Here is a 22,674-nt window from a genome sequence, read left to right on the forward strand (position 1 = left end):
TGACCTACAAAGTTTTTCCTAAATCAGGTCATGTATCCGGCCTTATCAGCCCTTATTCCATCAGGGCCAAAAAAGAATGATACAATGTGGTCTTGTTATTAAAATAGGGCAATATTTTACAATACTCCTCCTGTTCATATAACTACACTATGAGCAGGAGGTTTTATTATGAACAACAATTTAAAATCCGTACTTCAATCACCAGCTTTTAATCTTTCCGCGGCAATGATCATTGTGGGAAGCTCAGTCATCTGTGGAAAGGTTCTTACCCAGGAAATCCCCTTATTTTTGGCATCGGAAATTCGCTTTTTGCTATCCACGCTACTTTTCACCCCCTTTGGGATATACAATAAAAAACTTCTCTTTATCCCCCGCCACGACCTGCTTATTTTATCTGCAATGTCTTTTTGCGGACAGGTGGTATTTACAATCTTACTCCTGTGGGGGCTGCGTTACACATCAGGAATAAATGCAGGCACTCTTACCAGCACTACGCCTTTTTTCATGGCAATTATAGCCATTTTACTTCTAAATGAAAAATACGGTAAAGTGCAGATTATTGCACTCTGCATGAGCCTATCGAGTATTATGTGCCTTAGTTACGATTCTTTTATTGATATTGCAAATTCAAATTTTGACCAAACTATTGGCAATTTGATGGTGTTGGGAGCGGTAATGGGAGAAAGCTGCTTTCTCTTGCTTGGGAAAAAATTAAAAACCAATATTTCCGGGATAAACCAGACTGCCATATTATCGCTCCTAGGTGTCATTATTTGCCTGCCCCCAGCTATAGCTGAATCAATCCATTTTCCCTTTCATTCATTGACATATACCGATCTACTTGCTATGTTATACCTAGGCTGGATATATACCAATCTCGCCTATTTCTGCTGGTTTAACGGGCTAAAAAGGACCTCAGGGGCCAATGCCGGTATTTACACCGCACTGATGCCAATTTCTGCCTCTTTTTTCTCCCTATTATTAATGAATGAATCCATAAACCTGTACCAGGGACTGGCCTTATTCCTGGCTATAAGCTCTATAATTATTTCCACATCTTGGAAAAGGGTGGCTGATTATGGGAAATTCAAGAAAAGAAACAATCAAATACAGCCATCTTAATCTCTTGGGTGGCATTGATTTGCTGGATGCGGATTATCACAGTCAGCATTTTTCCAAGCATACCCATGATGGATATGCTTTTGGTGTAATTACTCAAGGAGAGCTGGATTTTTCTTATTTAGGCAAAAGCTGGGAAGCACAGCCGGGAGATATAAATCTTGTAGTGCCCGGCGAAGCCCATGATGGTCATGGTAAGGACCACAAAGGCTGGTCCTATAAAATGCTATACCTTCCCCCGGAAATTCTTTACAAAGTTTATGCTGACAGGACGGGAAAGGATACATTACCATGGTTTACGGCCGGTGTGGTTCAAGATTCCTTGTTATCCAAGAATCTGCTTCATCTCTATCAACAATTAACTTTTAATGGCGAAGCAGCACTGGAACAGGAATCATCTCTTATAGAATGGCTTACAGCCTTTGTGGAACGCTACAGTGCTGAACCAATAAAAATGTACCGTGGTGGAAAGGAACATCAGGCCATAAAAATTTGTCTTGATTTTATCCAAGAACATTTTCAGAAACCAATCTCACTATCCGCCTTATCCCAGCTGACAAATTTAAGTCCTTATTACCTTCTCCGTTCCTTCAAAAAAGCCACAGGGCTTCCACCCCACCTTTATCAGCAGCTGCTACGCATAAAAATTGCCAAAGAGCTTCTGTTATCTGGCGATTCACCAGTAAATGTTGCTGCTGACCTGGGCTACACAGACCAAAGCCATTTTTCTCGCCAATTCAAGCAGATTACAGGAGTAACGCCGGGAAATTTTGCCAGTAACAGATAAAATCAGCTTGTGAAAGGATTTACTGCCATGAAATTGTCATTTAGTTATATTCCATTAGGTTAATTCGATATAAAAATTGTATTATCCTGCTTATTTTAAAAGCCCCGGCTCTGGAAAATGATAGTACCCAAATAAAGAAAGCCCCTCTGAGCCATTATATGGACTCTGAGGGGCTTTTATTGGTATCAGGGTAGATATTATTGTATCTCCTAACAGACCTTCTTGATACAATTATAACGATTACCAACCAAACCGATTTAACAATGAACCCATTACAATATTCAACTATCGTTACAGTGGTATGCACCTTTTTATTCTACTTTTCCATACCTCTACAAACTAGTTTCGAGGATATTCCCTCACTAATACTCAAAGCGCCTGATATCCCAGACTACAAGGAAATCAGGCACTATTTATTTCGTTATATTGTATCAATTTATCCGTGATGGGGTTTTATACAATTCTACAATAATGTCCTTAAACCTTTTATTATCATTTCATTCATATTCATATGCATCTACTTCACCAGCTATGTTTTTTTAGCCGCTATTTCTTTTGCCCACTAACTTATCCCCTTGGGACTATTGGGGTGAATAATTGTTATCCGCAACTATTGATTAACTCCATTCAGCAAGTTATAATTAATTAGCTAGAATATTTGTTATATTTAACAACAGTTTGGGTTTCTTTCCAGGTATCATTTTATATTCGAGGGAGATTTTTATGAAAAAAGGGATTATAGCAACTTTTTCAGCTCTGGCATTGCCACTGCTTTGCGGAAATGCTCTTGCAGCTTCTTCTGCTGAAATGTCCAATCATCATTGGGCTGTGGATGCAATTGAGCAACTAGCCCAGGACGGCTTCATTGAGGATTTGGATGAAAATTTTGGTAAAGGCAAGGTTTCCCGTCAGGACATGGCCCAAATAGTGGCTAAATTTGCCGACAAAAATGTCCAGGGGCCAAGCAAACCATTGGCTGACCGCCTTGTTGTGGAATTTGCCGATGAGCTACATCAGATGGGAATAAACAAAAAGAACACAGACAAGGTGCTCTTTAACAATAAATTCCAGATACGCACCCAGGACCAGTGGCAGGCAGACAAGGGCAACAGCATCAGAAATGATGCCCATTATGCTACTCTCCAGCTCAATCCTTATGTTTTATTTGACAAAAATTGGTCTGTAAATCTTAGGGCAGAAGCCAATTTTAACTTCGATACAGGGAACTTTGTCTCCCCTGGCAATTATCTTACGGATGGACAAAGGGTAATCCCAAGCACTGGCATACAGCACGCCTACCTACAGTATGACGACAATAACGTCCAATTAATGGGCGGTATGATACCATATTTCTCAAAAATTGATGAAGGCATGATGTATGATTACCATCTTTATGGTGGACAGGTGACAGTATCCAACGATGTTAATGTTACCCTTACTGCCGGCAAAACAAACCGCTTTGATGCAGTAAACGACTTGGCCAAGGTATATGCCAACGATTCCACTGTAAAATATGGCAAATACTATGGACTGGAAATCTACAACAACCGCCATGACCGCTTTACTTGGGGAGTTGCCTACCACCATTGGAGCGATAAGAACAAGCTTTACGAGGAATGTGGTGCCACTGCCATAAATATTTATGAGGCTGCATTTGGATATAGATTTGACAAAAATTTCCGTATCCACGGTGCTGTTGCCTGGACCAATAGCCCAAATTCAGAGCATGAGCCAGGAGAGGCTCCTGATCAAGTAAACCATGATTCCAAACGTGCCTATAATATTGAACTGGATTATAAGGGTGCCAAGCTTTCCCAGCCAGGCTCCTTTGGATTATTCATAGCTTATAGACAGCTTGGACACTACGCAGTTATTGCTCCTACCTATGACATTATTGGTCACGGCATGAGGGGAATGGAAATCGGCGGAGATTATGTCTTTACCCCTAATCTCTTAGGCAGTGTCCGTTACTTCCACGGCCAGGAAATGCCAGACGAGACTGGCCCTGGCGAGCTTCTTGAAAACGCCCGTGGTTTCCTATGTGAGTTAAAGTACTTCTTCTAAAGGTAGAACTAAAAACAGCTATCCCCCAAGGGCATCTGAAACCCTTGGGGGATATTTTTATGGTCTGTACTTCATACGGTTTAATCACGGAGCTTGCACTTTATCTTTACAATATTACCACCAACTACCTTAAATTCCAATTTTTTAAAGTAGTCGGTACTGTAATAGGTATATTCAGTATCGTCATAATCCCGGTCAAGCTTGTCAGGAGCTCCATAGGTGGCAGTAATGGATGCTTCAGGCATACCCACCTGCAGACCGCCAGGAGTGGCATTTCCAGCGGTATAGGTTTCAATTTCCTCTACCAAATTCGGATTGTAGTCGGAACGTTCAATAACAATACCATTGGAAAAATAAATCTTGTCCCCGGCAAATTGCGGATTCCCCAGCTTGGCTGTAGCATCACTTACAGAGGAGCCTGGAGCCACTCCGGATATTGCCATTCCCTCTGGTGAAATCATGGCACAACACACTGCACTTGCTGTCATGGTAAGGCCTGCCACCAGTGCTATCATCTTCTTTTTCATATCAAAACGTCTCCTTTAGTGCAACATTCCACACTCTATTTTTTCTACATGATTTAATTCAATCTCAAAATTAAGGCCCACGGCAGGGTTGTTGACAGAATTATATATCATGTGATCACCCAGCACGGAATTAGGCTGACCATAGGCTGCTATAACATCGTCAACCGATGAGCCAACACGGATTCCCTTGGCCGTGGCCAGTCCGTTTAAATCATCCACCTTAATCCGCTGCACTATGCCATTAATCACGTACAAGTCAAATACATTTTTGTATTCGTATTTCGTCATCCCGTCGTCCCTATCAATTTCATGGGGTTCACCATGACGCTGACGCACTGCATCAATTGATGCACCGTAGGAAATCTGCCCCAATACCAGCTGGTCATCAGTCAAGGTTCCAGCCGCCGAAGGCTGATTCTGTACTCCCCCCGCTGCCGGCACCTGAGTCTGGGTAGCCGCCGGAATGGTTGTATTGCCAGCCGGTGGTACAGCACCCGCTGGTACAGCACCCGCTGGCTGCTGTGTAGCCGCCGGAACTACAGGGGCCGTATTGGCCACATACACCGAGTGCAGATAGAAATATGCAACCGTGCCACCAATTCCCAAAAATAATGCAACCACCACTGCAAAAATAGCCTTCTTGCTCATAATGATGCCCTCCTCTAGCATTAATAATCTTGTTGGTGATTATAATGCCTTATTGCTTAATGTTTTTTATTTTGCCCTTTATAAAGTGTTCCCAAGTGGATGGTTGAGTTCAGCAACACCAATTTCCACTTGCCTTTTTTGTATTCCAGCACATTTATACAGGTGTTATTCTGGGTGATTTGCGGATAATGCTCCAAACCAATGTCCAGCACACTGCAAATCAAGGCCTTAATTCCTTTGGAATGGGCTCCAATAAATATGGTCTTGCCGGGATAACGGCTTACAGCATCATCGACAGCAGCGCGATAACGCTCCTGCAGCTCCTGAAGACTTTCTCCCTCGGGCAGCTTCATGGTCCAAGGCTGCTTATCCCATTTGCGGTAAGCAGCTGGATCATTTTCTGATATTACCTTTTTATACTCTCCGGCCCACTTGCCATAATCTATTTCCTTTAAGCGAGGGTCTGTGTAACTAATGGTCATCCCCTTGGCCTGGGCACATTTTTCCGTGGTAACGTAAGCCCGTTCCAAAGGACTGCTGATAAATACGTCAATGGGCACATCCTTGATGCTGGCCGCCAGCTTATCCGCCTGGTCAAGTCCAGTGGCATTCAGAGGAATATCCAAAGCTCCCTGAAATCGGTCATAAATATTGTAATCTGTTTGTCCATGACGGACCAATACGATTCTGGTTACCTCTTTTTTGTTCTTGGCTGCATGAACGGGGATAGTTACGGACAAACAAAGCAACAAAAATAATGAGGTCAAAAAATAAATAAATTTTGTCTGTCGCACTTCCATTTTGTATTACCTCCTCAGTAAAACCACGGTTACCCCCGCATTAGAATTACGGGTGTTATTTTCTATAATTGAGAAGAAAAATCCTGCATTTTCCTAAAGGCGTTATAGCGTAAATTTCATGTATATCCTTATATACGGACATAGAGAAAATGTATTACAAACATTTTTAAAAAATCTCTCCTTTCGGGGCAATGTACAATAATGCAACAGAAAACAGACCAAGCGTATAACTACTGATGCTTACTTCTATATCTAAAGAAAATATCCTGCTTAAATACATGTGTGTACATTGTCATAAATAAAAACACCTCCTGCTACATTATCCTGTCAGGAGGTGTATGCGGACACATGTTATTGATAACTTTTCCTTAATCATGTTAAGCACCTCCTTGCGTCTATATTCCCGTACTAACCGCGTTATATCAAGCTATACTTGATAAAGTTTTTATCGGAATAAAACACTATTAATAAGCTATGGTTACAACCGTGCTCCAGGTCTGAGTAATCATTACATTCCATCTAGCTTTTATTCTATTGCTATAACAACGGAGTACATAATAAAATGCCCGGTAGCCTATAATTAAGACTCTCAGGCACTGATTATATGGTTATTTTTTGACTTTTTGACTATATCGGAGTTCAATACAACAGTACATCGATACATTTTAATTATTACACCCGTAACCCACTTAACCAAAAACATCCTGTGCAGATCCCGTAACTTTCAGATACAAAAAGGCCCCAGCTGCTCTAGAAACAGCTGAGGCCTTCTTTATGTGTAGACGAAAATCTCATTTTCGTCTTAATTGATGGTGGAGATGAAGCATAATTCACCCTTTAGACTTAATGGAAAGTCATCTCATCTCCAAATATTAACCATATATAGTCTGAATATTAACTTACTTTTTCTTCTACTGCTTGTCTGTTATCTGCACAAAACTCATGAAAATCCGGCTGAAATGATTGCATCGATGAAACTATTTTATTTACCCTGCGTTAAATACATTTTTACAGCATCATAATACTCAACAGCTCTAGCATACTGTTCTTCAGCATCAGCCTTAGCCACAATATAGAAATCATTATAATCGCAGTTATTCCTTATCTGAAACGCCTCTTGTAGGTACGTCGAATATTTTTTATCAAAGATACCTGTCTTAATGTATTCTCTTTGAAAATAGGAAATAACCCCTGCATGCTTGGCAAAATCTACAGCATCTTTGGCTAACACAGCCCTAACCGCAGAAAAGATAGCATAATAAGACCGCCCAATAGAATCTTTATAATGTTCATTATCCAATAATATCTTGGCTGACTCCAGTTTCTCCTTGGCGCTGTCCAAACGGTAGTCTACAAGTTCATCCAACCTTCTGCCCCTCCTTTATTATATTTTTATAATACGGTAGGGTACCCTTATATTTGATAAACTCATTATATGGAACAACTGTCGGCGAAATAATGACATCGTTTTCTAATCCTAACTCAGTAGATAGTTCCCACATTTTCTTAAGTTTACGCTGCAAATCCAGTCTATCTCCCTTTACTATAGCCACAAAATCAATATCTGATTCACAGTCGTAATCACCCCGTGAATATGAACCATAAAGATAAATATCTATTATGTCATCACCATAAATTTTTCTGTAACCATCCTTGATAGTAGCCACAATGTTCTCCAGTGATAAAGCTGTCATATTGTCACCACCTAGCACTCATTCTTCTGTAACAGTTTCCTCTCTTTGCCTTATTTTACTATGGTTGCTGATTTTATAGCAAGGCAATATTTTGACCACAACAGAAAAGCCCCATCTCCATGAGAGAGATGAGGCAAATTTTCTCACCGAATAACTTGTAGACCGCACCATCGATAAGCGGTAACATTTTCATTTATCTTCATGTTCATATTACCACATAGCACGATGATAGACTCACAGGACTCACAAAATTCAAACCAACCAACAATACAGGAAAAGCCCTATTCAGTTGACATCATCTGCCTACTGACTAGGGCTTAATTTCTATATTTCCTGTTCCCAGCCAAACTCAACGGCTATGCTATGCCATTTCTGTGACAGGGTTTGCTGTTCCAGTTTCACATCAGGGTCTACAAGATGAACGATACCTTCAGTTTCAGTTTCCATTTCCTTCTGTACTTTTTTAACTGTTGGTGGATTTTGTTCATCATCGGAGTTCAGCCGCCGGTTCTGCAGCTTAGCTTCTTCCTGCTGCCTGTTGGACTCGTTTTCCCATGCTCTATTTAAAAGATTTCTGGCAGTTGTATCAGGCTTCTGTTCCTCCTTATTGCCAAACATCTTATCCAAGAGTTTTTTATCTTCCTTCAATGACATGAGCTCCAACTCCTGACTTGAAAGCCCTTTGGACTGCTCCGGTCCCTTATGCTTATCGTTCTTTTTAACGTAGACACCCTTAGTTGGTGTTTCAATTTCCCAATAGTCGGCCACAGCCTTACGGACACTTTCCTGATAGTCGGCGCTTTCCGTATCTATACGCTCACCGTTGCTGACAGTTTCCACCATACTACGTATTTGCTTGATAAGGGAATTATTGCCGTCATCAATTTTATCCAGGGCACTGCTTAGCTTGCTGAAAAAATCATTATCTTTCCCAAATACATCCAAGTAATTGTTCAATGTGTTGGCCAGCTGACCAAAGAGGCCAGAAAAGGCTTCCCCGTTTTTGTTCATCTGGTAAACAACATTATAATCCTCATCATAGCTTGTCCATGTGCCGGCCCCAGTATTCAGATACAATGCCTGCTCGGCTTCCTCATAGGTATCATAAGGTTGCAGGATTTGTCCAATAAGATTATTTACACTGCCGCTCAATTCCTTTTGGACAGTTTCCTCTGCGTGTTCCCTGCGCTGAACAATTTCTTCCTCAATGGTCATTTTCTCAACAATACCGGTTTCCTCGGTCCATCTGTAATGGGCTGAGTCTATTGAAGTTACTTTTGGCAAGGTGGCAGGCTCTGCCGTTGGGTCAACCCCAGGAATAGTTTTTTTCTCCAGATACAGTGCCATGGCCTGATCACTAATTTCGACAATATATGGCTCGTTATTCTTCCATATATTGTTAGGGTCCAGCTCCCCGGTCTTAACACCGCCCAAAATCTTCTTGGTATTATCTACATGGAGATTTTGGTAGCTGTCTACCGCCCTATTCATCTGCTTCATTTCGTCTTCCCTGGCCTGCTGCAGTTTCTCAGCCAAAGTTCCCTCGTACTTGGAAAGATTACTGCCAGCCCACAGCATTGAAACCATGGAATTATTCCGTACCATCATAATACTTCACCTTCTTAAAAACGAACACGATACTCCTTAACAGTATATCGATATTTTAGGCAGATAGTTTAATTAAATAATTACTAATAGACCAACAGCCAAGAAAAAAGCTTATTGACACACAAAAAGACCAGAACCACTCTAGAAATGGTCCTGGCCTTCTTTATTACAGGCGAATTTTGCGTTTTCGCCTTAATTGATGGTGGAGATGAATCATAATTCACCCTTTTGACTTATCGTGAAAGTTATCAACAATAATATGCTTTTCCTAGTCCTCCCTGTCTGGCAAACTGAATTATCAGATGTGCAGTTGACTGAACAATATCTTTTAAGTTTGCCATTTCTTCATCATCGAAGCCATCAACTTTATCCCACTTATATGCCGGCAAATAGCAATAAGCAGATTTAAAACCAAGGTGGATTGGTTTTTCCATATATACTTTTACATATTCTTTACCATTCTCATCAAAAAGAGCATCTGAATGCACTATCTGAGTACCATCATTTAATTCCATGAACTGGTGCATCATAAGAATCACCCTCTCGAAACCATACCTTACGCATTTTTGAATTCATTTTCAAATTCCTCATCGTCATCAAACGAAAATATGGATACTTCAAACTCCGCAAGAAAATGTATAAATTCTTCCTTAGACATTTCAGCCAAAGCAGCACAATACCCCAATGAAACCTGTTTCTTTTTGTATAAATCCACAGCATAGAGCCGTTTCATGTATAATGCAACCTCAGCCTGAGTTTTATGAACATTCAATAATACCTCATCAGGTATTTTTATAGCCAATGTACACATAAATATCATCTCCCTTAAAGCACCTTTTACAGGGATAAGTAGCTAAATAGTGAACCTCTGTTCTCATACTAAATATAGCATAATACCTTACAGATTGCCAACAATTTATAATATTAGCCTTATAGACCCTTTCGGAAACCACAAGCAAACCTTATGAACCCCTCAAAGAGAACCCTCTAAAGCCTTGATAATATTGGTGTCAAGAGGTAATGGACTCACAGGGCCCACTACCCCCTCCATCAGTAGAACAGTAAGAAAAGACCTACGAGATGTAAGATTAATAATATCCCTCTTTACTGCATATCCAATTCAAGCGACCTTATTTTCGGATAATAATCCAAAAACTAAAACAGACCGTGGAACCAGTAAAATCAATGGTTCCATGGTCTGTATTCTTATACCTTCCGATAATGTGCAGTTATCGGTATTCATAGTACCTTACAAAGTTTTTCCGACTTTATCAAGATAAGTGTGTAATTTTTTCTTATATTTGTTTGGGACTCGGAGAAAATACTTCTACAAGATAGCACAAAGAAAAATCCATATTAGAAACATAAATGGGGCTGACCATCAAAATGACAGTCAGCCCCAATACTTATTACCGTGGATTATTTATCCCAAAACGTGCGCCTTGTCATATTCAAGCTTTGTGCCTTGCAAGGTTTGTATCTGATTTTGATAGCTTTCTATCATCCGCCTGTAGGTTGCAGCCTGCCGTTTCTGGCTGTCGCTTAATTCTGCAACATTCTGCAATGAAGATAATTTTTTCCGGGTTTCCTTGATTTTGTTTTGCAGCATTTCTATCTGCACATCAGTAGGTGTTTGTGGTGAGGCCGGATTATGCTTGATAAATTCTTCCTCTTGCTGTGCTTTGGTCATAAAGAGCTTGCCGGTTGTCGGGTTGTATAAATCCCCATTATCGCTTTCTACCATGTAATAAGGAACATTGCCCGTTTGATGTAGCCCAAAGTAAATGCTGCTGGAAGTGTGGGTATGCACAGCACCAAAGCCGTGGTACAGATAGTCTGAATAATCTCGTCTGCTGGAATAGGACTCGGTGATATGGGTGTTGTAGTTAACTTCAGTCCAGAAGTCCTTGGCAGTGGCACCTTTCTTGGTGGTATCGAAGTCCTCATACATATCAAGGGTTACTGCCGCATACTTGTTATACACCGTGCTTTTCAGTTCCTGGGAGAAACTTCCTTTACGCCACTGGCAGGCGATTTTCCAGTCCTCGATTAGACTTTCATCGTTAGTGTCCATGATATTCTTGGTGATTTCCGCATAGCTTTCGTAGGTGCCATTTACGATATTTTCCCAAATATCCATGTGGTCCTGATGTTGGGCCATGGTCTGGAAGGTGTAATCGTCTACTCTGAACAATAAGCCGTCCAATGCTTTTGTGATGTTGCCCTCGGAACCATTGGTCACGATGGCTACTCCCGTGTTCTGTCTGATTTTATCCGCAAAATCAAACATACTTTGGTCGTATATTCCTGCGTTCTTGTAGCTATTTTGCCAGTGGTAGGACTCTGCTGCCGCCAGTAATTCATCTACATCATTCTGGCTTTTTGTACCACCCTGGGCCGCCATTCTCTTGTAGGTTTCATCATTGGCGAAATCTGCCCAAACGTCCTTTATATAACCATCATCTACATCATCAACGCAAGGGTCCGTTTTGCGGTTTACCCCGGCATATACATTAAGGGCCCGCAGTGAGTCATAATCCTGCTTCATGTGTTCCTGTACAATATCTGCCTTGAATAGAGATGAATTTTGATATAACGCAGTGCGGGCTGCTTCGGCCTCATGCAATGTTTTATAGCGCTTGCTAAATTCCACCTCATAAGCCGGTGCATTGGCATGATCTTGTGTCGACATGCTACGCAGGGCACGTTCATCTCTCGTTACCGAGTATAATGGCATTTTGCTATCAGTATGATAGCCAGGCAGGTAAATATCAACTCCTACAAACATTTACTTTTTCCCTCCTTGCATATCTGATATAGACATTTAACGCAAAATGCCTATACCAGTTCCTAAATACTTTTCTAAATAATATCGTCATAAAAATATAATTTTATAAATTAAAATTTGAGTTTTACAGATAAATTTATAAAGATAAACGATTTTTACTAAAATTATAGAGGAAAAATATAATGGTTCTAAACATCCAAATAAAAAGAAAGTGCGTAAGTTTAGTTACCGGTAACTTACACACTTAATTTTACACTCTCAATACAGGAAAAGCCCTGTTCAGTTGACATCATCTGCCTACCGAATAGGGCTTTTTTTACATTTCCTGTTCCTAGCCAATCGTTTCAAGTATTGATTGAAACCGTCTAAATCAGCATATTAATTGTCATTATGCTCTGTTCTTCCTGGGTTGGTTCACGATCTGGTAAACTGCCCATCCGCTGCTTGGCATCTGCCAGAAGTCTTTTCACCTTTTCTACTTCAGCCGCATCACACATATTCTGCTTATACCCATTTTCAACTTCCTGCAAATCCTGTTCTAACAGAGCTATTATAGCCTGCATATCCTTTTGAGTAGCAGCTGCCGCAATCTGACGACTACGTTTTCCTTCATTAACGGAAACCGTGGTTTTCGATGATTCTGCCGTCACTTCACCATTTTCATCAACAATAATTCTCATACCCTGAAAGCCCACTTCATCCTTATGGCTGTTATATGACTCATCCGCTGCTCGCAATATGTCAAAGAGTCGTTCGCAACTGTCACTATCCGTCAGGCATTTCTTTAAATATTTACTGGAAATACTGGTCATGCCACCATTGACTACATTGAAATTTTCACGTAAATATTTTGTCAGCTCATCAACACTTCCAAAATTTGTACTTTTACTAGTAGCCATTGTATTTTGCAGATGAGCCTCTGAGACAGCCGAACCGACTTGGGACAATGATGATATTTCCACCATATCGCCGTCCTGATTTTTTATCAGACCTGTCGGTTCTTGCTCTGCCTTGCGTGCATCGCTTTCTTGCTTCACACGATTGCCTACATCTTTGGCCTGCTGCCGAATACCTGTGAGGCTACCTAAAGGTCTACCGCCAAAACTGATACCATTTTCTCCCATGGTTGTTCCCTCCTTGGTTTTCTTCCTTGTATCCTTACATCTAGCTTCAAAAACTGCTCTTCATTGAAAACGAACACGATACTCCTCAACAATTTATCGATATTTTAGGCAGATAGTTTTATTAAATAATTCCTAATAGACCAGCAGCCAAGAAAAAAGCTTATTGACACACAAAAAGACCAGAACCACTCTAGACGGTTCTGGTCTTCTTTATTACAGACGAAAATCTCATTTTCGTCTTAATTGATGGTGGAGATGAGGAGAATCGAACTCCTGTCCGAAAGCGTTGTTATATAGACTTCTCCGAGCGCAGTCAATGTTTAAATTTAAGAGCTGGGCAGACACAGACAACCGCCGTCCCTCCGATCCTGGAGAAATTTCCCCTCAGGCCTCCAGGAGTCAGCCCTTTGGGTATCCCGCTATTGGCCTCTTATCCGCTCACGCGGGAGATAAGCAGACAGAGGTTAGCATTAAGCTGCTAAAGCGTAGTTTTCGTTTGCTTTTATATTTAAAGCGTTTTCACCTTACTAACGGGGCTAGGTGACCCCCCGGCTCGCTATCCATACTCCAGCCACCCCCGTCGAAACCTTTACATCCCCCTGTAAAGGGCAATCTCAGGTTGTTAGAGATTTCTGATATATGAATTAGTGTTCTCTATTATAACAATAATCCACAATAAGTCAAGTAAAATGAGACTTATTCAGTGGAAAGATTATTCTTTCACTGAATTTAGTCGAATAAATCCAGAGCTCTACGGATGCTTAGTCCACACCTTGCAAAAAGGGCTTTAGCAACCGTTAGCGTGGGGTCAGTCCAGCACTTCCGTGAAATAAATAACCGTTACGGTATCATCCATGGTGATGCGCTTCTGGTAAATCTGCTCAAAGTCAGCCACCAGCTCCTCACGGGAGTTAATCTCAGGGTTCTGCTGACCCAAATCCTCTGAGGTCAGATTCGCCATGGTCTTTACCCGAACCTTGTCAAGGAAGGCAGAATACAGCTTCTTTTTAGGAGTGAACTTCTTGCCAACGGTAATCCAGACGATGGAATTTTCCGGGAACTGATCGCTCACATCACCCAGACGAACGGTACAGCGCTTGGTACGGGCCTCCAGCATTTTCGCATGCTTTTCAGCCTGAAAATTTAATGACATCATAACTTATCACTCCTAATATTAAAATTGACACAAGTTTCGTCAGAGTCTACACAGACCTAACATAGAAACAGTTTAACACATTTTTGTGTTGTAATAAAGAAAAGTGTAAAGATTATTTTTTCTGCTCGGAAACCTTAGGAATTTCCTTTTGTACGGCATTGTTCAGCACATCATCAGGAATAACAACATTATTCACGGAGCCGTAATTGGATGCGGCAAAGTTTATCTCTATGGTGCTGGCATCAATAATGGCCATCATGCCGCTGTCCTCCTTCATGTCCTTGAAAACCGCCTTGGCAGCTGCCCGCACCTGAGGAGTGAGATCTGCATGGAGGCTGCTGAACTGGTGCTGAACCTCATCAATGATGATGGTGCTCTCAATGTCCCCCATATTGCTCAGGATGTCCTCCAGAAGCTTTTTGTCAGACTCCTTGCCGCCCTTTTTCACATTGTCCAGATTATATATCTTCATTACATAATCCTTCACCTTCTGGCCATCCAGGGTAACAATATAGCTCTGCTCGGCGCCCTCACGGGGACCATAGCTGACACTCTTTACCACATCAGGCATATCTACAGTAAGGCTTTTCTGGAGAGCTGCTTCCATGGCCTTGTCATCGACCTTGCCATAAACGTATTTATCCCAGCTGCCATTTTGGTTCTGGGAATAAAACTCAACGTTCTTGGCAGTTTCCCGGCAATAGAAATTGTATTTGACAGCCCCATTAGGAACATCGGCCACCTTCATTACAACCTCACTACTGCCCTTGGAAACAAAAACAGGCTTGGAAACAAAATCGCAGGTTCCGGTCATATCCCCGCCAAAAATCGGAGAGTTGAAATCAATCTTGAAGGCCAAGGTACCATTATCCATATCCCTAAGGCTGGCCAGAGAATCTATCAGCTGGGTTCTGGCATCCACCTCCATAACCGCTGCCGACTGTATTTCCTCAGCATAAACTGTGGAATCCGTAAAACCCGGAGTACCAAGCATCAACGCACAAGCCACACCTGCTGCCAAAAGCTTATTTTTTAATTTCATAGAAATCATCCTTTCAACTTTTGTTTAAATTATTAGGTTACCTTTATTATTTAGGTATTGCTTACTCTGTATCCAATGGCACCTTAAAGGCCGGTGGCGGATATTCTCCATCCAGGGCCTTCAGCTCAGCCGCAGTCAGCTCAAGCTCAGCTGACTGGACATTTTCCTTTATATGAGTGGCCGAGGAGCTCTTTGGTATAGCTATCGTATGGCCGTTGCGGATATTCCACGCCAGCAGCACCTGAGACGGGGTAACCCCATGGGCCTTTGCGATGTCGCAAACCACAGGATTTTCACGAAGTCCCCTGCTGAGCCGCCCCCCCTGGGCCAACGGACAATATGACATAAGCACAATACCATGCCCATTCATATAATCAATAAGATTGAACTCTATACCTCTTGACCCCAGATGATAAAGCACCTGATTTACCTGGCACTTCTCTCCCCCTGGAATCTTCAGCAGCTTCTCCATGTCCTTGGTGTCAAAATTCGAAACGCCCCAGCTGCGGATAAGGCCCTCATCCTGCAGGGCATTCAGTCCTTCCACCACTTCTTCCATGGGAACATTGCCAATCCAGTGATAAAGATACATATCCAGATAATCCAGCCCCAGCCGCTCCAGACTTTTCACGCAGGAGTTGCGCATATCCTTCCTGCCGGCGTTCCACGGAAGCACCTTGGACACCACAAATACGTCCTCCCGTTTCCCTTCCTTGAAATACTGGTCAAGAGCCTTGCCTACCAATATTTCCGAGCGGCCATCACCATACATTTCCGCCGTATCAATGAGGCCCATTCCAGACCGGAGGCCAGTGAGTATTGCTTCAATTTCCTGCTTTTCCTTGGCAGGCTCATCACCGATCATCCAGGTGCCGAGACCAATAGGGGGTAAAATAGAGCCATTCTTTAATGTAACTTGCTTATTCATAGCCATAACCTCCATTACCGTTATTATAACGCAGATACTGGTATTTTTCTTTTAGATATAGATTAAAATGCGTGTGAAATTTTGCTCAAATGAAATATAACAAAATTGTTAGAAAACATATATTAAAGTTCTATGGAGGTATAGCCCATTATAGGACTATAGTCCCTTTCGTGTTTTCGAAACAAGCAGTATAATATGCACTGTAAGTTGAAGAAACCCAGTAAACCGTTGATATTACTGAGGTTATGACTGTTCAGGAGGCGAAAACAACATGGATATGGCAATTATTGCAGACGGCATTCTCAAGGCTATCACTCTGGCTGGCGTTTATGCTTTCATTAAGTAATTAAGACATACATGCTAAAAGGTCAAACCCTTGGCTACGAAGGGCTTGACCTTTTTTATTGTCTCAAAATATATCTATGTATTGTCAGTATATTAGCATTTCTTTACAAGAATGCTCTGCCCCATGCCACCGGCCCCGGCAATGGACAATATACCCAAAGACCCATGGCGAAGCTCCAAGGCCCGCAGAAGATGAATCATGATAATGCCACCGGAGGCCCCATAAGGATGGCCATAGGCCAAGGCTCCGCCCAGCATGTTATAGCGGTCGATAAGGTCCGGATACTTTCGCTGGAAAAGCACATCTATTACCGCAAAGGCCTCATTAAATTCGATGGCAGCCATGTCACCGTAGGTAAAATCATGACGGGCCAGCAGCTTGTCAGCCGTCAGCATGGCACCCCGGGGGCTCTCCACTGGGCTTCCTCCCGCAGCACAGGTCCCCAATATTTCCGCCTGCGGGGAAAATTCCGGATGATCCTGAAGCCATTTTCCAGATACCAGCACCACAAAGGCCGCCCCATCATTGATAAGGCAGGAATTTCCAGCCGTAAGGAGGGAGCCTTCTCCCAAAATCCTCGGGAGACGCCCCAGAAAACGCTGGTTCATTTTGGAACGGATACCATCATCCTGTGTGATACCCTCCACCGGCACGATCTGCTCCTTCAGCAGCTCCTTCTGGGCACACTCCGTTGCCAGCTGATGGGAACGCAGGGTCCAAAAATCCAGTTCTTCCTTGGTGACCTTCTCAGCCTCCATGGTGGCCTCAGCCCCCCGCAGCATGGCGTCCTCCGCTATTTTCCCCGGAGAGAACTGAGCCGTCATATAACGGCCATCCCCCTGAGGAGTATGGCTGTAGCGCTCGTCCCGGGCATTATAAATCCGCACCGGCTGCAAAGAGGAGCTTTCCATACCGCCACAGATATACATATCCCCGTTGCCGCTGGCTATCTGGGCATAGCCCATGGCAATAGCCGCTGCCCCGGAGGCACACTGCATATCCACGGTAAAGGCCGGCACTTCCTCAGGCAGACCCGCTGTAAGACACATGAGCCGGGCAATATTGCCCCCGGTCCCCACTGCATTTCCTGCAATAACGCCGTCCGGCAATATACCCGGCCCCAATTTTTCCATAATAGCCTGCACCACAAAGGCTCCCAGCTTTTCCGCCGGGATAAACTTGAATTTATTGTTTTTGGTTACAATGGGGGTCCGCCGCCCCCACAATACGTACACCTTTTCCACGAAGCAGCCTCTTATATACTCTACTTAGCTCTATATTACTCTACCTCAAAGGTACCATTGATATATTCCTTGCCATTGCCCCTGAGAACCACCTTGTTGCCCTCAACGTCCAGCCACAGTGGTTCCCCTGCAAACACGGCATTTCTGTAGGAAACCTCAAACTTCACCACATTCTGCGGCAGGGTCTCCAAAATTCTCTCCATAATGAAGATACCAGGCACCACAGGAATCTCAGTACGGTGAATCTGATTGGTATCTCCTACGGCAATAACAAAATCCAAAGTCTCCTGGCGGGTAAATACATGCCAGCAGCCCTCAGAATTTACGGCATTATCCCCTGTAAGCTCGGGAGCGGTGAGCTCCGCCTTGGCTGCCGCCTCCTTTGGGGTCAGCAGCATGGTTGTGGTAAGGCTCTCCATACCGGAACGGGCCTGACACAACAGCATACGCTTGGTGGATTTCAGCATTTCCGGCTCGTAGGTGTCACCCTTGTAGGTATCCGGGCTTTCCTTCTGCCACAAATTCTTGATAATCATTACACCATCATAATCTCCGCCTCTTAAGCGGCCTGCAATTACTGCTAATTCTCGATTCATAGCAACTCCTTCAAGGCCTCCTTGTTGACCTTGCCTCTATCATTTAATGGAAGCATTTCCAAAAAGACCAGCTTCTTTGGACGCTCCCTTTCATCTACATATTCACCAACATCATGGCGGAACTGCTTGGAATCCGCAGGCCCCTCCGTAACCACAAAGGCCGCAATATCCTGGCCCCTGGTTTCATCCGCAAAGGGCAGCACGGCCACATCTCTGACGTTGTCCATATTTCTGATTTGCTGCTCCAGCTTAAAGCAGCTGATTTTGTAGCCGCCCTTGTTTATCCAGTCTGTCTTACGGCCTGTAAAAATGATATCCCCATCATCATTTATATAGCCTGTATCATCGCAGCAATACGGCACCTGAACCCCGCTGACATGAAATGGGGTATCAACCACCAAAACACCGTCTACGGACTTCACCCGGATGCCCTCAAAGGGCTTGCCCAGATTCATTGTGTTCTCATCATCTATCTCCAGATGCTTGTAGGAAATATAGCTGAGCTCACTGGAGCCGTAGTAAAGAATTATATCCGCCCCGGTAAAGGTCCTGCGGAGAGCCCGCTGGGTCTTGAGGCTTAAAATCTGGGACCCTGCAATTATCTGCTTCACATAAGGGCTTTCTCCCTTGGCCGCAACCCCCAAAATCTGGAGCTTGGCCGGCACCATGTACACATGGGTGACAAAATTACGGACTATAAGCATATTCCAGTAATTTCCGCTGATGCGTCGGCAGGTCACCACGGAGCCCCCGGCAGCCATCACCGACAGGAACATATTAAGATTGCCGGTAAAGCTCATGCTTCCGTGAAGGAACATAACAGTGTCGGCATCCACACCAAACACCTTGTTCTGCTCCTGAAAAAATCCCGCCCAGCTTTCGTAGGTGCGGTACATTACCTTGGCCACCCCCGTGGTTCCGGAGCTCAGTGCCCCCATGACATCACAAGGGTAATGGTCCGTCACCCCTTCATCCAGCAGAAGGAAATTGTTTTGCATGGTTCCTACCTGCCACATGCCGTAAATGTTGTTTTCCTGCATTATGGCTTCCACCACGTCGGAGGAACAATCCTGATGCATCAGAACAGGAATGGCCCCCAGCTTCTCCAATGCCAAAAAAGGCCCCGACTTGATAGACAGGACCCTCTGCAATTATCAGTATTGGTTTATACGGCTTGATCCCCTTTTCGGACGCACTGGCAGCCAGTTCATCCACAAGCCTTAAAAGAGAAGCATAAGAAAAACTTTCCCCATCGCAGTCCAGCATCATTTTATCCGGTATTCTGCTGCACTGCCCGACAAGTAAATCGTAATAGTTTAGCATCTTAACGCTATTCACTCCCCCAGAGCACTATTTACTCTAACCCCAATAAATGCTGCTAAGATACATTTTACTACATCTCCCGGGATAAAAGGAAGTACTGCCTGCATAAAAGCGGCCTTAAATCCTATATTTAGGACTAACATCATGGAAATCAGTCCACCAATATAAACAATAGGAATACTTACGATAATGGCTACGGCAATGTAACGCTTTAAATCAGGACGGGAGCCCTTGAAATAAGAAACCGCCGTAAAGGCCAGCACCCAGGCAAAATAGAAGCCTCCTGTGGGACCAAGAAGCCGCCCCAGGCCGCCCGTACCGCCTGGCAATATAGGCAGCCCTGCCAGCCCTCCCAGAATAAGATAAGCTGACAAGGTCATGAATGTCTGCTTCGGCGTCAGCACAAAGGCCGTCAGGCAGGTTGCTGCAGTGGTGGCCACCACCATAGCCGGTGTAAAGGGAAGCGGAAATGCTATGTATGATGACACACTGACCACCGCCAGACACATGGCCATCTTGGCCAAGACCTTAACGGAAATATTCTGCTGAACTGCAACACTCTGACTCATCTTGTCAACACTTACCTTTCTTGCTCCAAGAGCTTTATTACGAATACAAGTATAACCCCCTGTCAACCATTCGTCAACCAAAAGTTTACTGATGGTTGACATTAAAGTTAACCTATTATGGTTTCGTGTATCCATCATTTACCGATTCTTGAAATTGTTTAACGAATTTCTTTTCTAATAATTATAATTTAAGCTAAAAACCAATATTTCCATTTACATTTTTCCATATATACTTTATAATATCATCGAAATGGTGGTGATTAATAAAAATGGATAAAATCGATAAGCAAATTTTAAAGCGCCTGCAGGAGAATGCCCGTGTAACTATTTCCGTGCTGAGCTCCGAGATTTCCCTTTCCATGCCGGCTATCAGCGAGCGTCTGAAGAAGCTGGAGGCTTCCGGTGTTATTAAGCAGTACACTGCGATTCTCAACCCAGAATTAATGGACAAGAATCTCACTGCCTTGGTAAATTTGGGCTTTGATAATCCTTCCAAGGCCGACGATTTCAAGAAATTCGTTGTAAACGAGCCTGACATCAAGGAATGCTTCTACATTACCGGTGATTTCGACTATTGCCTGAAGATTATTACTCATAACACCCAGACATTGGAAGGTCTCCTTACCCGTATCAAGGAGCAGGCTGGTGTTACCAAAACCCAGACTATCGTGGTGCTGTCCTCCATTGTTGACAGACCATCCGTTGTCCTTGACTGACAACTTAATTAAAATCGCAAACAAAAAACTGTGGATATGCCCTTTATGGGTCTGTCCACAGTTTTTAAATTTGTCTGATTAATTTTTCCTTTTATGGCTGGCGCCTGTCTTCTCCGTCTGTTATGACCTTATTCCACCCATAATACTGGGCGTACATAATATTATGGCTTCCTTCAAGACGGGGCTCCAGATCAGCGCCCCAGGCCAGAATACCCGTATTCCAGGTCATGGCACTCTCGCACCACTCTCCCAGTTCATCAGCAATCGGCGGCACATCTATCTGATGCACCACCACCAGCTCCTGATTGGCACGGGCGTTAATGTAGTCTATGCGGTCGGTCCACTGTTCATAGACGCTCCATTCCACATGGATAAGGATGCCCGAAACCACCAGCCAAACAGCCGCCACCAGTCCAAAGGCACCCCGGCAAAATCCCACGTGGTTCTTTGCAAAATGCTCCAGCTCCGGCATTAATTCCCTCAATGCCGTCAATGAAAGAATAATCAGGCAAACTGTAGGGAAAAAGCCAGCCCGGGCCGAGGCCATGGGCACAAACATCATGATTATCATAACCACCAGTGCTGCGGCAAAAAATACCCCCTGAAACATGGTTACCCTGTTCAGCCGCTGACCAGCCGGAAGGTTATAAATGTACAGCACCACCGGCACCAATAAAGGCAGCCAGAATTTTGTCACCGGCCAAAAACATTCATCGAAATTGATGTAAAACATCAAGGAAGTCCAATACATTTCCGGTGGCAGGGCAGGATTATATTCAAATTCCCGCTGCAAAGCCAAACGATGCATTTCTCCCGGTGCCTGGGTCAGCATAAGGGTTCCTATGCAGAGGAAAATAAACCCTACCACCATCCAAGCCTCCAGCTGCTTCTGCCGCCAGAAGTATATCAAGGCAAAAAAGGTAATAAAGGCTACGGCTGCCGCCCCTGTTTCCACGGACCAGCCGGCGGCCAGACCACTTACAGCCATCACGGGAATACTCCATTTTGGGGGAGCTTCCCAAAAATCACTGTGCCAGTATTTGAGGCAATAAGGCAGTAAAAACAAGCATTCCAGCAGGGCCATCCAGAGATAAACGCAGCTGCCGCACATCCATAATATGGTCAAGAACGGGTCCGGCAGGAAAAACCAGGCGGCCACCACCAGCCATATCATATAGGTCTTGTTCATGCTCTTCAGAATTTCGCCGGTTCCCAGGCGGAACATTAAAAATATAAGTGCCACAAAAACAACAGTATTCAAAATGTTGAAGGGCAGCTTGCCCTGCCAGGCGAAAAACTGGGTAAGGCCGATTCCCAATATTCTGCCGCCCCAGGTGAAGTAATGGGACCACTGGCTGACCACAATATCATAAAATGACGTTATCCGCACCCGTTCCCCTACTCCGTCCAGAAGATTTCCCCGGTCTGCCCCATCCCATATAAAAGCATAGGGTATATCATCAGATACCAGAGGAAGAATCATATTCCGCACAAAAAAGACCAGGGTCACCACCAGCAAAATGGCCTGCCAGGACAGCCAGGAGGGCAATACAGCTGTATTTTGCTCAATCCGTCCTTCGTTGTGTTTTGCCATA

General features: G+C 43.6%; 22 protein-coding genes and 1 other RNA gene. 4 read left to right on the forward strand and 19 right to left on the reverse strand.

Going from position 1 to position 22,674, the window contains the following annotated elements; translation table 11 throughout:
- Positions 1–168: 168 nt before the first annotated feature.
- From D081_RS07780 to D081_RS07790, 3 genes are all read left to right on the forward strand, one after another.
- Positions 169–1,122, forward strand: coding sequence for a DMT family transporter (locus D081_RS07780; RefSeq protein ID WP_085023623.1), 954 nt, complete (start codon positions 169–171; stop codon positions 1,120–1,122).
- The gene (locus D081_RS07785) at positions 1,079–1,906 is read left to right on the forward strand and encodes an AraC family transcriptional regulator (RefSeq protein WP_085023624.1); all 828 of its coding nucleotides are present in this window, start codon (positions 1,079–1,081) and stop codon (positions 1,904–1,906) included. The genes D081_RS07780 and D081_RS07785 overlap by 44 nt, the downstream gene beginning before the upstream one ends.
- Positions 1,907–2,629: 723 nt before the next feature.
- The gene (locus tag D081_RS07790; protein WP_085023625.1) at positions 2,630–3,970 is read left to right on the forward strand and encodes a hypothetical protein; all 1,341 of its coding nucleotides are present in this window, start codon (positions 2,630–2,632) and stop codon (positions 3,968–3,970) included.
- Positions 3,971–4,050: 80 nt separating this feature from the next.
- Here the strand turns inward: D081_RS07790 and D081_RS07795 are convergent, their stop codons facing one another.
- The 18 genes from D081_RS07795 to D081_RS07880 form a co-directional block, all read right to left on the reverse strand.
- Positions 4,051–4,497: a hypothetical protein gene (locus D081_RS07795; RefSeq protein ID WP_085023626.1), complete on the reverse strand. Its 447-nt coding sequence runs from the start codon at positions 4,495–4,497 to the stop codon at positions 4,051–4,053.
- Between the two features lie 15 nt (positions 4,498–4,512).
- Positions 4,513–5,145, reverse strand: coding sequence for a hypothetical protein (locus tag D081_RS07800; RefSeq protein WP_085023627.1), 633 nt, complete (start codon positions 5,143–5,145; stop codon positions 4,513–4,515).
- A gap of 56 nt (positions 5,146–5,201) precedes the next feature.
- Positions 5,202–5,945 carry a histidine phosphatase family protein gene (locus tag D081_RS07805; RefSeq protein WP_085023628.1) on the reverse strand — a complete coding sequence of 248 codons (744 nt, stop codon included), beginning with the start codon at positions 5,943–5,945 and terminating at the stop codon, positions 5,202–5,204.
- A gap of 982 nt (positions 5,946–6,927) precedes the next feature.
- The gene (locus tag D081_RS07810) at positions 6,928–7,311 is read right to left on the reverse strand and encodes a HEPN domain-containing protein (RefSeq protein ID WP_085023629.1); all 384 of its coding nucleotides are present in this window, start codon (positions 7,309–7,311) and stop codon (positions 6,928–6,930) included.
- On the reverse strand, positions 7,304–7,639 hold the full coding sequence (locus D081_RS07815) for a nucleotidyltransferase domain-containing protein (RefSeq protein ID WP_085023630.1): 336 nt from the start codon (positions 7,637–7,639) through the stop codon (positions 7,304–7,306). The genes D081_RS07810 and D081_RS07815 overlap by 8 nt, the downstream gene beginning before the upstream one ends.
- Before the next feature lie 324 nt (positions 7,640–7,963).
- Positions 7,964–9,247, reverse strand: a complete 1,284-nt coding sequence (locus D081_RS07820) for a hypothetical protein (protein WP_085023631.1) — start codon at positions 9,245–9,247, stop codon at positions 7,964–7,966.
- 248 nt (positions 9,248–9,495) lie between these two features.
- On the reverse strand, positions 9,496–9,777 hold the full coding sequence (locus D081_RS07825) for a hypothetical protein (RefSeq protein ID WP_085023632.1): 282 nt from the start codon (positions 9,775–9,777) through the stop codon (positions 9,496–9,498).
- 26 nt (positions 9,778–9,803) lie between these two features.
- Positions 9,804–10,058: a UPF0175 family protein gene (locus D081_RS07830; protein WP_085023633.1), complete on the reverse strand. Its 255-nt coding sequence runs from the start codon at positions 10,056–10,058 to the stop codon at positions 9,804–9,806.
- A 612-nt stretch (positions 10,059–10,670) separates the two neighbouring features.
- Entirely contained in the window at positions 10,671–12,035 is a 1,365-nt protein-coding gene (locus tag D081_RS07835; RefSeq protein ID WP_085023634.1) for a FlxA-like family protein, read from the reverse strand.
- A gap of 365 nt (positions 12,036–12,400) precedes the next feature.
- Entirely contained in the window at positions 12,401–13,159 is a 759-nt protein-coding gene (locus D081_RS07840) for a hypothetical protein (protein WP_085023635.1), read from the reverse strand.
- A 247-nt stretch (positions 13,160–13,406) separates the two neighbouring features.
- Positions 13,407–13,758, reverse strand: a transfer-messenger RNA (tmRNA) gene (gene ssrA / locus D081_RS07845).
- Between the two features lie 209 nt (positions 13,759–13,967).
- Positions 13,968–14,315, reverse strand: coding sequence for an ASCH domain-containing protein (locus D081_RS07850; protein WP_085023636.1), 348 nt, complete (start codon positions 14,313–14,315; stop codon positions 13,968–13,970).
- A 112-nt stretch (positions 14,316–14,427) separates the two neighbouring features.
- Positions 14,428–15,357 (reverse strand): hypothetical protein, encoded by a 930-nt coding sequence (locus D081_RS07855; RefSeq protein ID WP_085023637.1) that lies wholly within the window; start codon positions 15,355–15,357, stop codon positions 14,428–14,430.
- Between the two features lie 61 nt (positions 15,358–15,418).
- Complete coding sequence (locus D081_RS07860) at positions 15,419–16,285, reverse strand: aldo/keto reductase (RefSeq protein ID WP_085023638.1); 867 nt, start codon at positions 16,283–16,285, stop codon at positions 15,419–15,421.
- 438 nt (positions 16,286–16,723) lie between these two features.
- Positions 16,724–17,875: a thiolase family protein gene (locus D081_RS07865; RefSeq protein WP_085023639.1), complete on the reverse strand. Its 1,152-nt coding sequence runs from the start codon at positions 17,873–17,875 to the stop codon at positions 16,724–16,726.
- Positions 17,876–17,910: 35 nt separating this feature from the next.
- On the reverse strand, positions 17,911–18,471 hold the full coding sequence (locus D081_RS07870; RefSeq protein WP_085023640.1) for a hypothetical protein: 561 nt from the start codon (positions 18,469–18,471) through the stop codon (positions 17,911–17,913).
- Positions 18,468–19,586 (reverse strand): AMP-binding protein, encoded by a 1,119-nt coding sequence (locus tag D081_RS07875; protein WP_143272160.1) that lies wholly within the window; start codon positions 19,584–19,586, stop codon positions 18,468–18,470. The genes D081_RS07870 and D081_RS07875 overlap by 4 nt, the downstream gene beginning before the upstream one ends.
- A 219-nt stretch (positions 19,587–19,805) precedes the next feature.
- Positions 19,806–20,363 (reverse strand): biotin transporter BioY, encoded by a 558-nt coding sequence (locus D081_RS07880; protein ID WP_085023642.1) that lies wholly within the window; start codon positions 20,361–20,363, stop codon positions 19,806–19,808.
- A 269-nt stretch (positions 20,364–20,632) separates the two neighbouring features.
- Here D081_RS07880 and D081_RS07885 point away from each other — a divergent pair, with 269 nt between their 5' ends.
- Positions 20,633–21,079 carry an Lrp/AsnC family transcriptional regulator gene (locus D081_RS07885; protein ID WP_085023643.1) on the forward strand — a complete coding sequence of 149 codons (447 nt, stop codon included), beginning with the start codon at positions 20,633–20,635 and terminating at the stop codon, positions 21,077–21,079.
- A gap of 91 nt (positions 21,080–21,170) precedes the next feature.
- Here the strand turns inward: D081_RS07885 and D081_RS07890 are convergent, their stop codons facing one another.
- Complete coding sequence (locus D081_RS07890) at positions 21,171–22,673, reverse strand: DUF6056 family protein (protein WP_085023644.1); 1,503 nt, start codon at positions 22,671–22,673, stop codon at positions 21,171–21,173.
- Between the last annotated feature and the right edge of the window lies 1 nt (position 22,674).

The organism is Anaerovibrio sp. JC8 (assembly GCF_002100115.1).
Classification (GTDB): domain Bacteria; phylum Bacillota; class Negativicutes; order Selenomonadales; family Selenomonadaceae; genus Anaerovibrio.

Coding starts and splice junctions, on each gene's coding strand:
- D081_RS07780 (WP_085023623.1), top strand. CDS start 169: ATGAACAACAATTTAAAATCCGTACTTCAATCACCAGCTTTTAATCTT.
- D081_RS07785 (WP_085023624.1), top strand. CDS start 1,079: ATGGGAAATTCAAGAAAAGAAACAATCAAATACAGCCATCTTAATCTC.
- D081_RS07790 (WP_085023625.1), top strand. CDS start 2,630: ATGAAAAAAGGGATTATAGCAACTTTTTCAGCTCTGGCATTGCCACTG.
- D081_RS07795 (WP_085023626.1), bottom strand. CDS start 4,497: ATGAAAAAGAAGATGATAGCACTGGTGGCAGGCCTTACCATGACAGCA.
- D081_RS07800 (WP_085023627.1), bottom strand. CDS start 5,145: ATGAGCAAGAAGGCTATTTTTGCAGTGGTGGTTGCATTATTTTTGGGA.
- D081_RS07805 (WP_085023628.1), bottom strand. CDS start 5,945: ATGGAAGTGCGACAGACAAAATTTATTTATTTTTTGACCTCATTATTT.
- D081_RS07815 (WP_085023630.1), bottom strand. CDS start 7,639: ATGACAGCTTTATCACTGGAGAACATTGTGGCTACTATCAAGGATGGT.
- D081_RS07820 (WP_085023631.1), bottom strand. CDS start 9,247: ATGATGGTACGGAATAATTCCATGGTTTCAATGCTGTGGGCTGGCAGT.
- D081_RS07825 (WP_085023632.1), bottom strand. CDS start 9,777: ATGATGCACCAGTTCATGGAATTAAATGATGGTACTCAGATAGTGCAT.
- D081_RS07830 (WP_085023633.1), bottom strand. CDS start 10,058: ATGTGTACATTGGCTATAAAAATACCTGATGAGGTATTATTGAATGTT.
- D081_RS07835 (WP_085023634.1), bottom strand. CDS start 12,035: ATGTTTGTAGGAGTTGATATTTACCTGCCTGGCTATCATACTGATAGC.
- D081_RS07840 (WP_085023635.1), bottom strand. CDS start 13,159: ATGGGAGAAAATGGTATCAGTTTTGGCGGTAGACCTTTAGGTAGCCTC.
- D081_RS07850 (WP_085023636.1), bottom strand. CDS start 14,315: ATGATGTCATTAAATTTTCAGGCTGAAAAGCATGCGAAAATGCTGGAG.
- D081_RS07855 (WP_085023637.1), bottom strand. CDS start 15,357: ATGAAATTAAAAAATAAGCTTTTGGCAGCAGGTGTGGCTTGTGCGTTG.
- D081_RS07860 (WP_085023638.1), bottom strand. CDS start 16,285: ATGAATAAGCAAGTTACATTAAAGAATGGCTCTATTTTACCCCCTATT.
- D081_RS07870 (WP_085023640.1), bottom strand. CDS start 18,471: ATGAATCGAGAATTAGCAGTAATTGCAGGCCGCTTAAGAGGCGGAGAT.
- D081_RS07880 (WP_085023642.1), bottom strand. CDS start 20,363: ATGAGTCAGAGTGTTGCAGTTCAGCAGAATATTTCCGTTAAGGTCTTG.
- D081_RS07885 (WP_085023643.1), top strand. CDS start 20,633: ATGGATAAAATCGATAAGCAAATTTTAAAGCGCCTGCAGGAGAATGCC.
- D081_RS07890 (WP_085023644.1), bottom strand. CDS start 22,673: ATGGCAAAACACAACGAAGGACGGATTGAGCAAAATACAGCTGTATTG.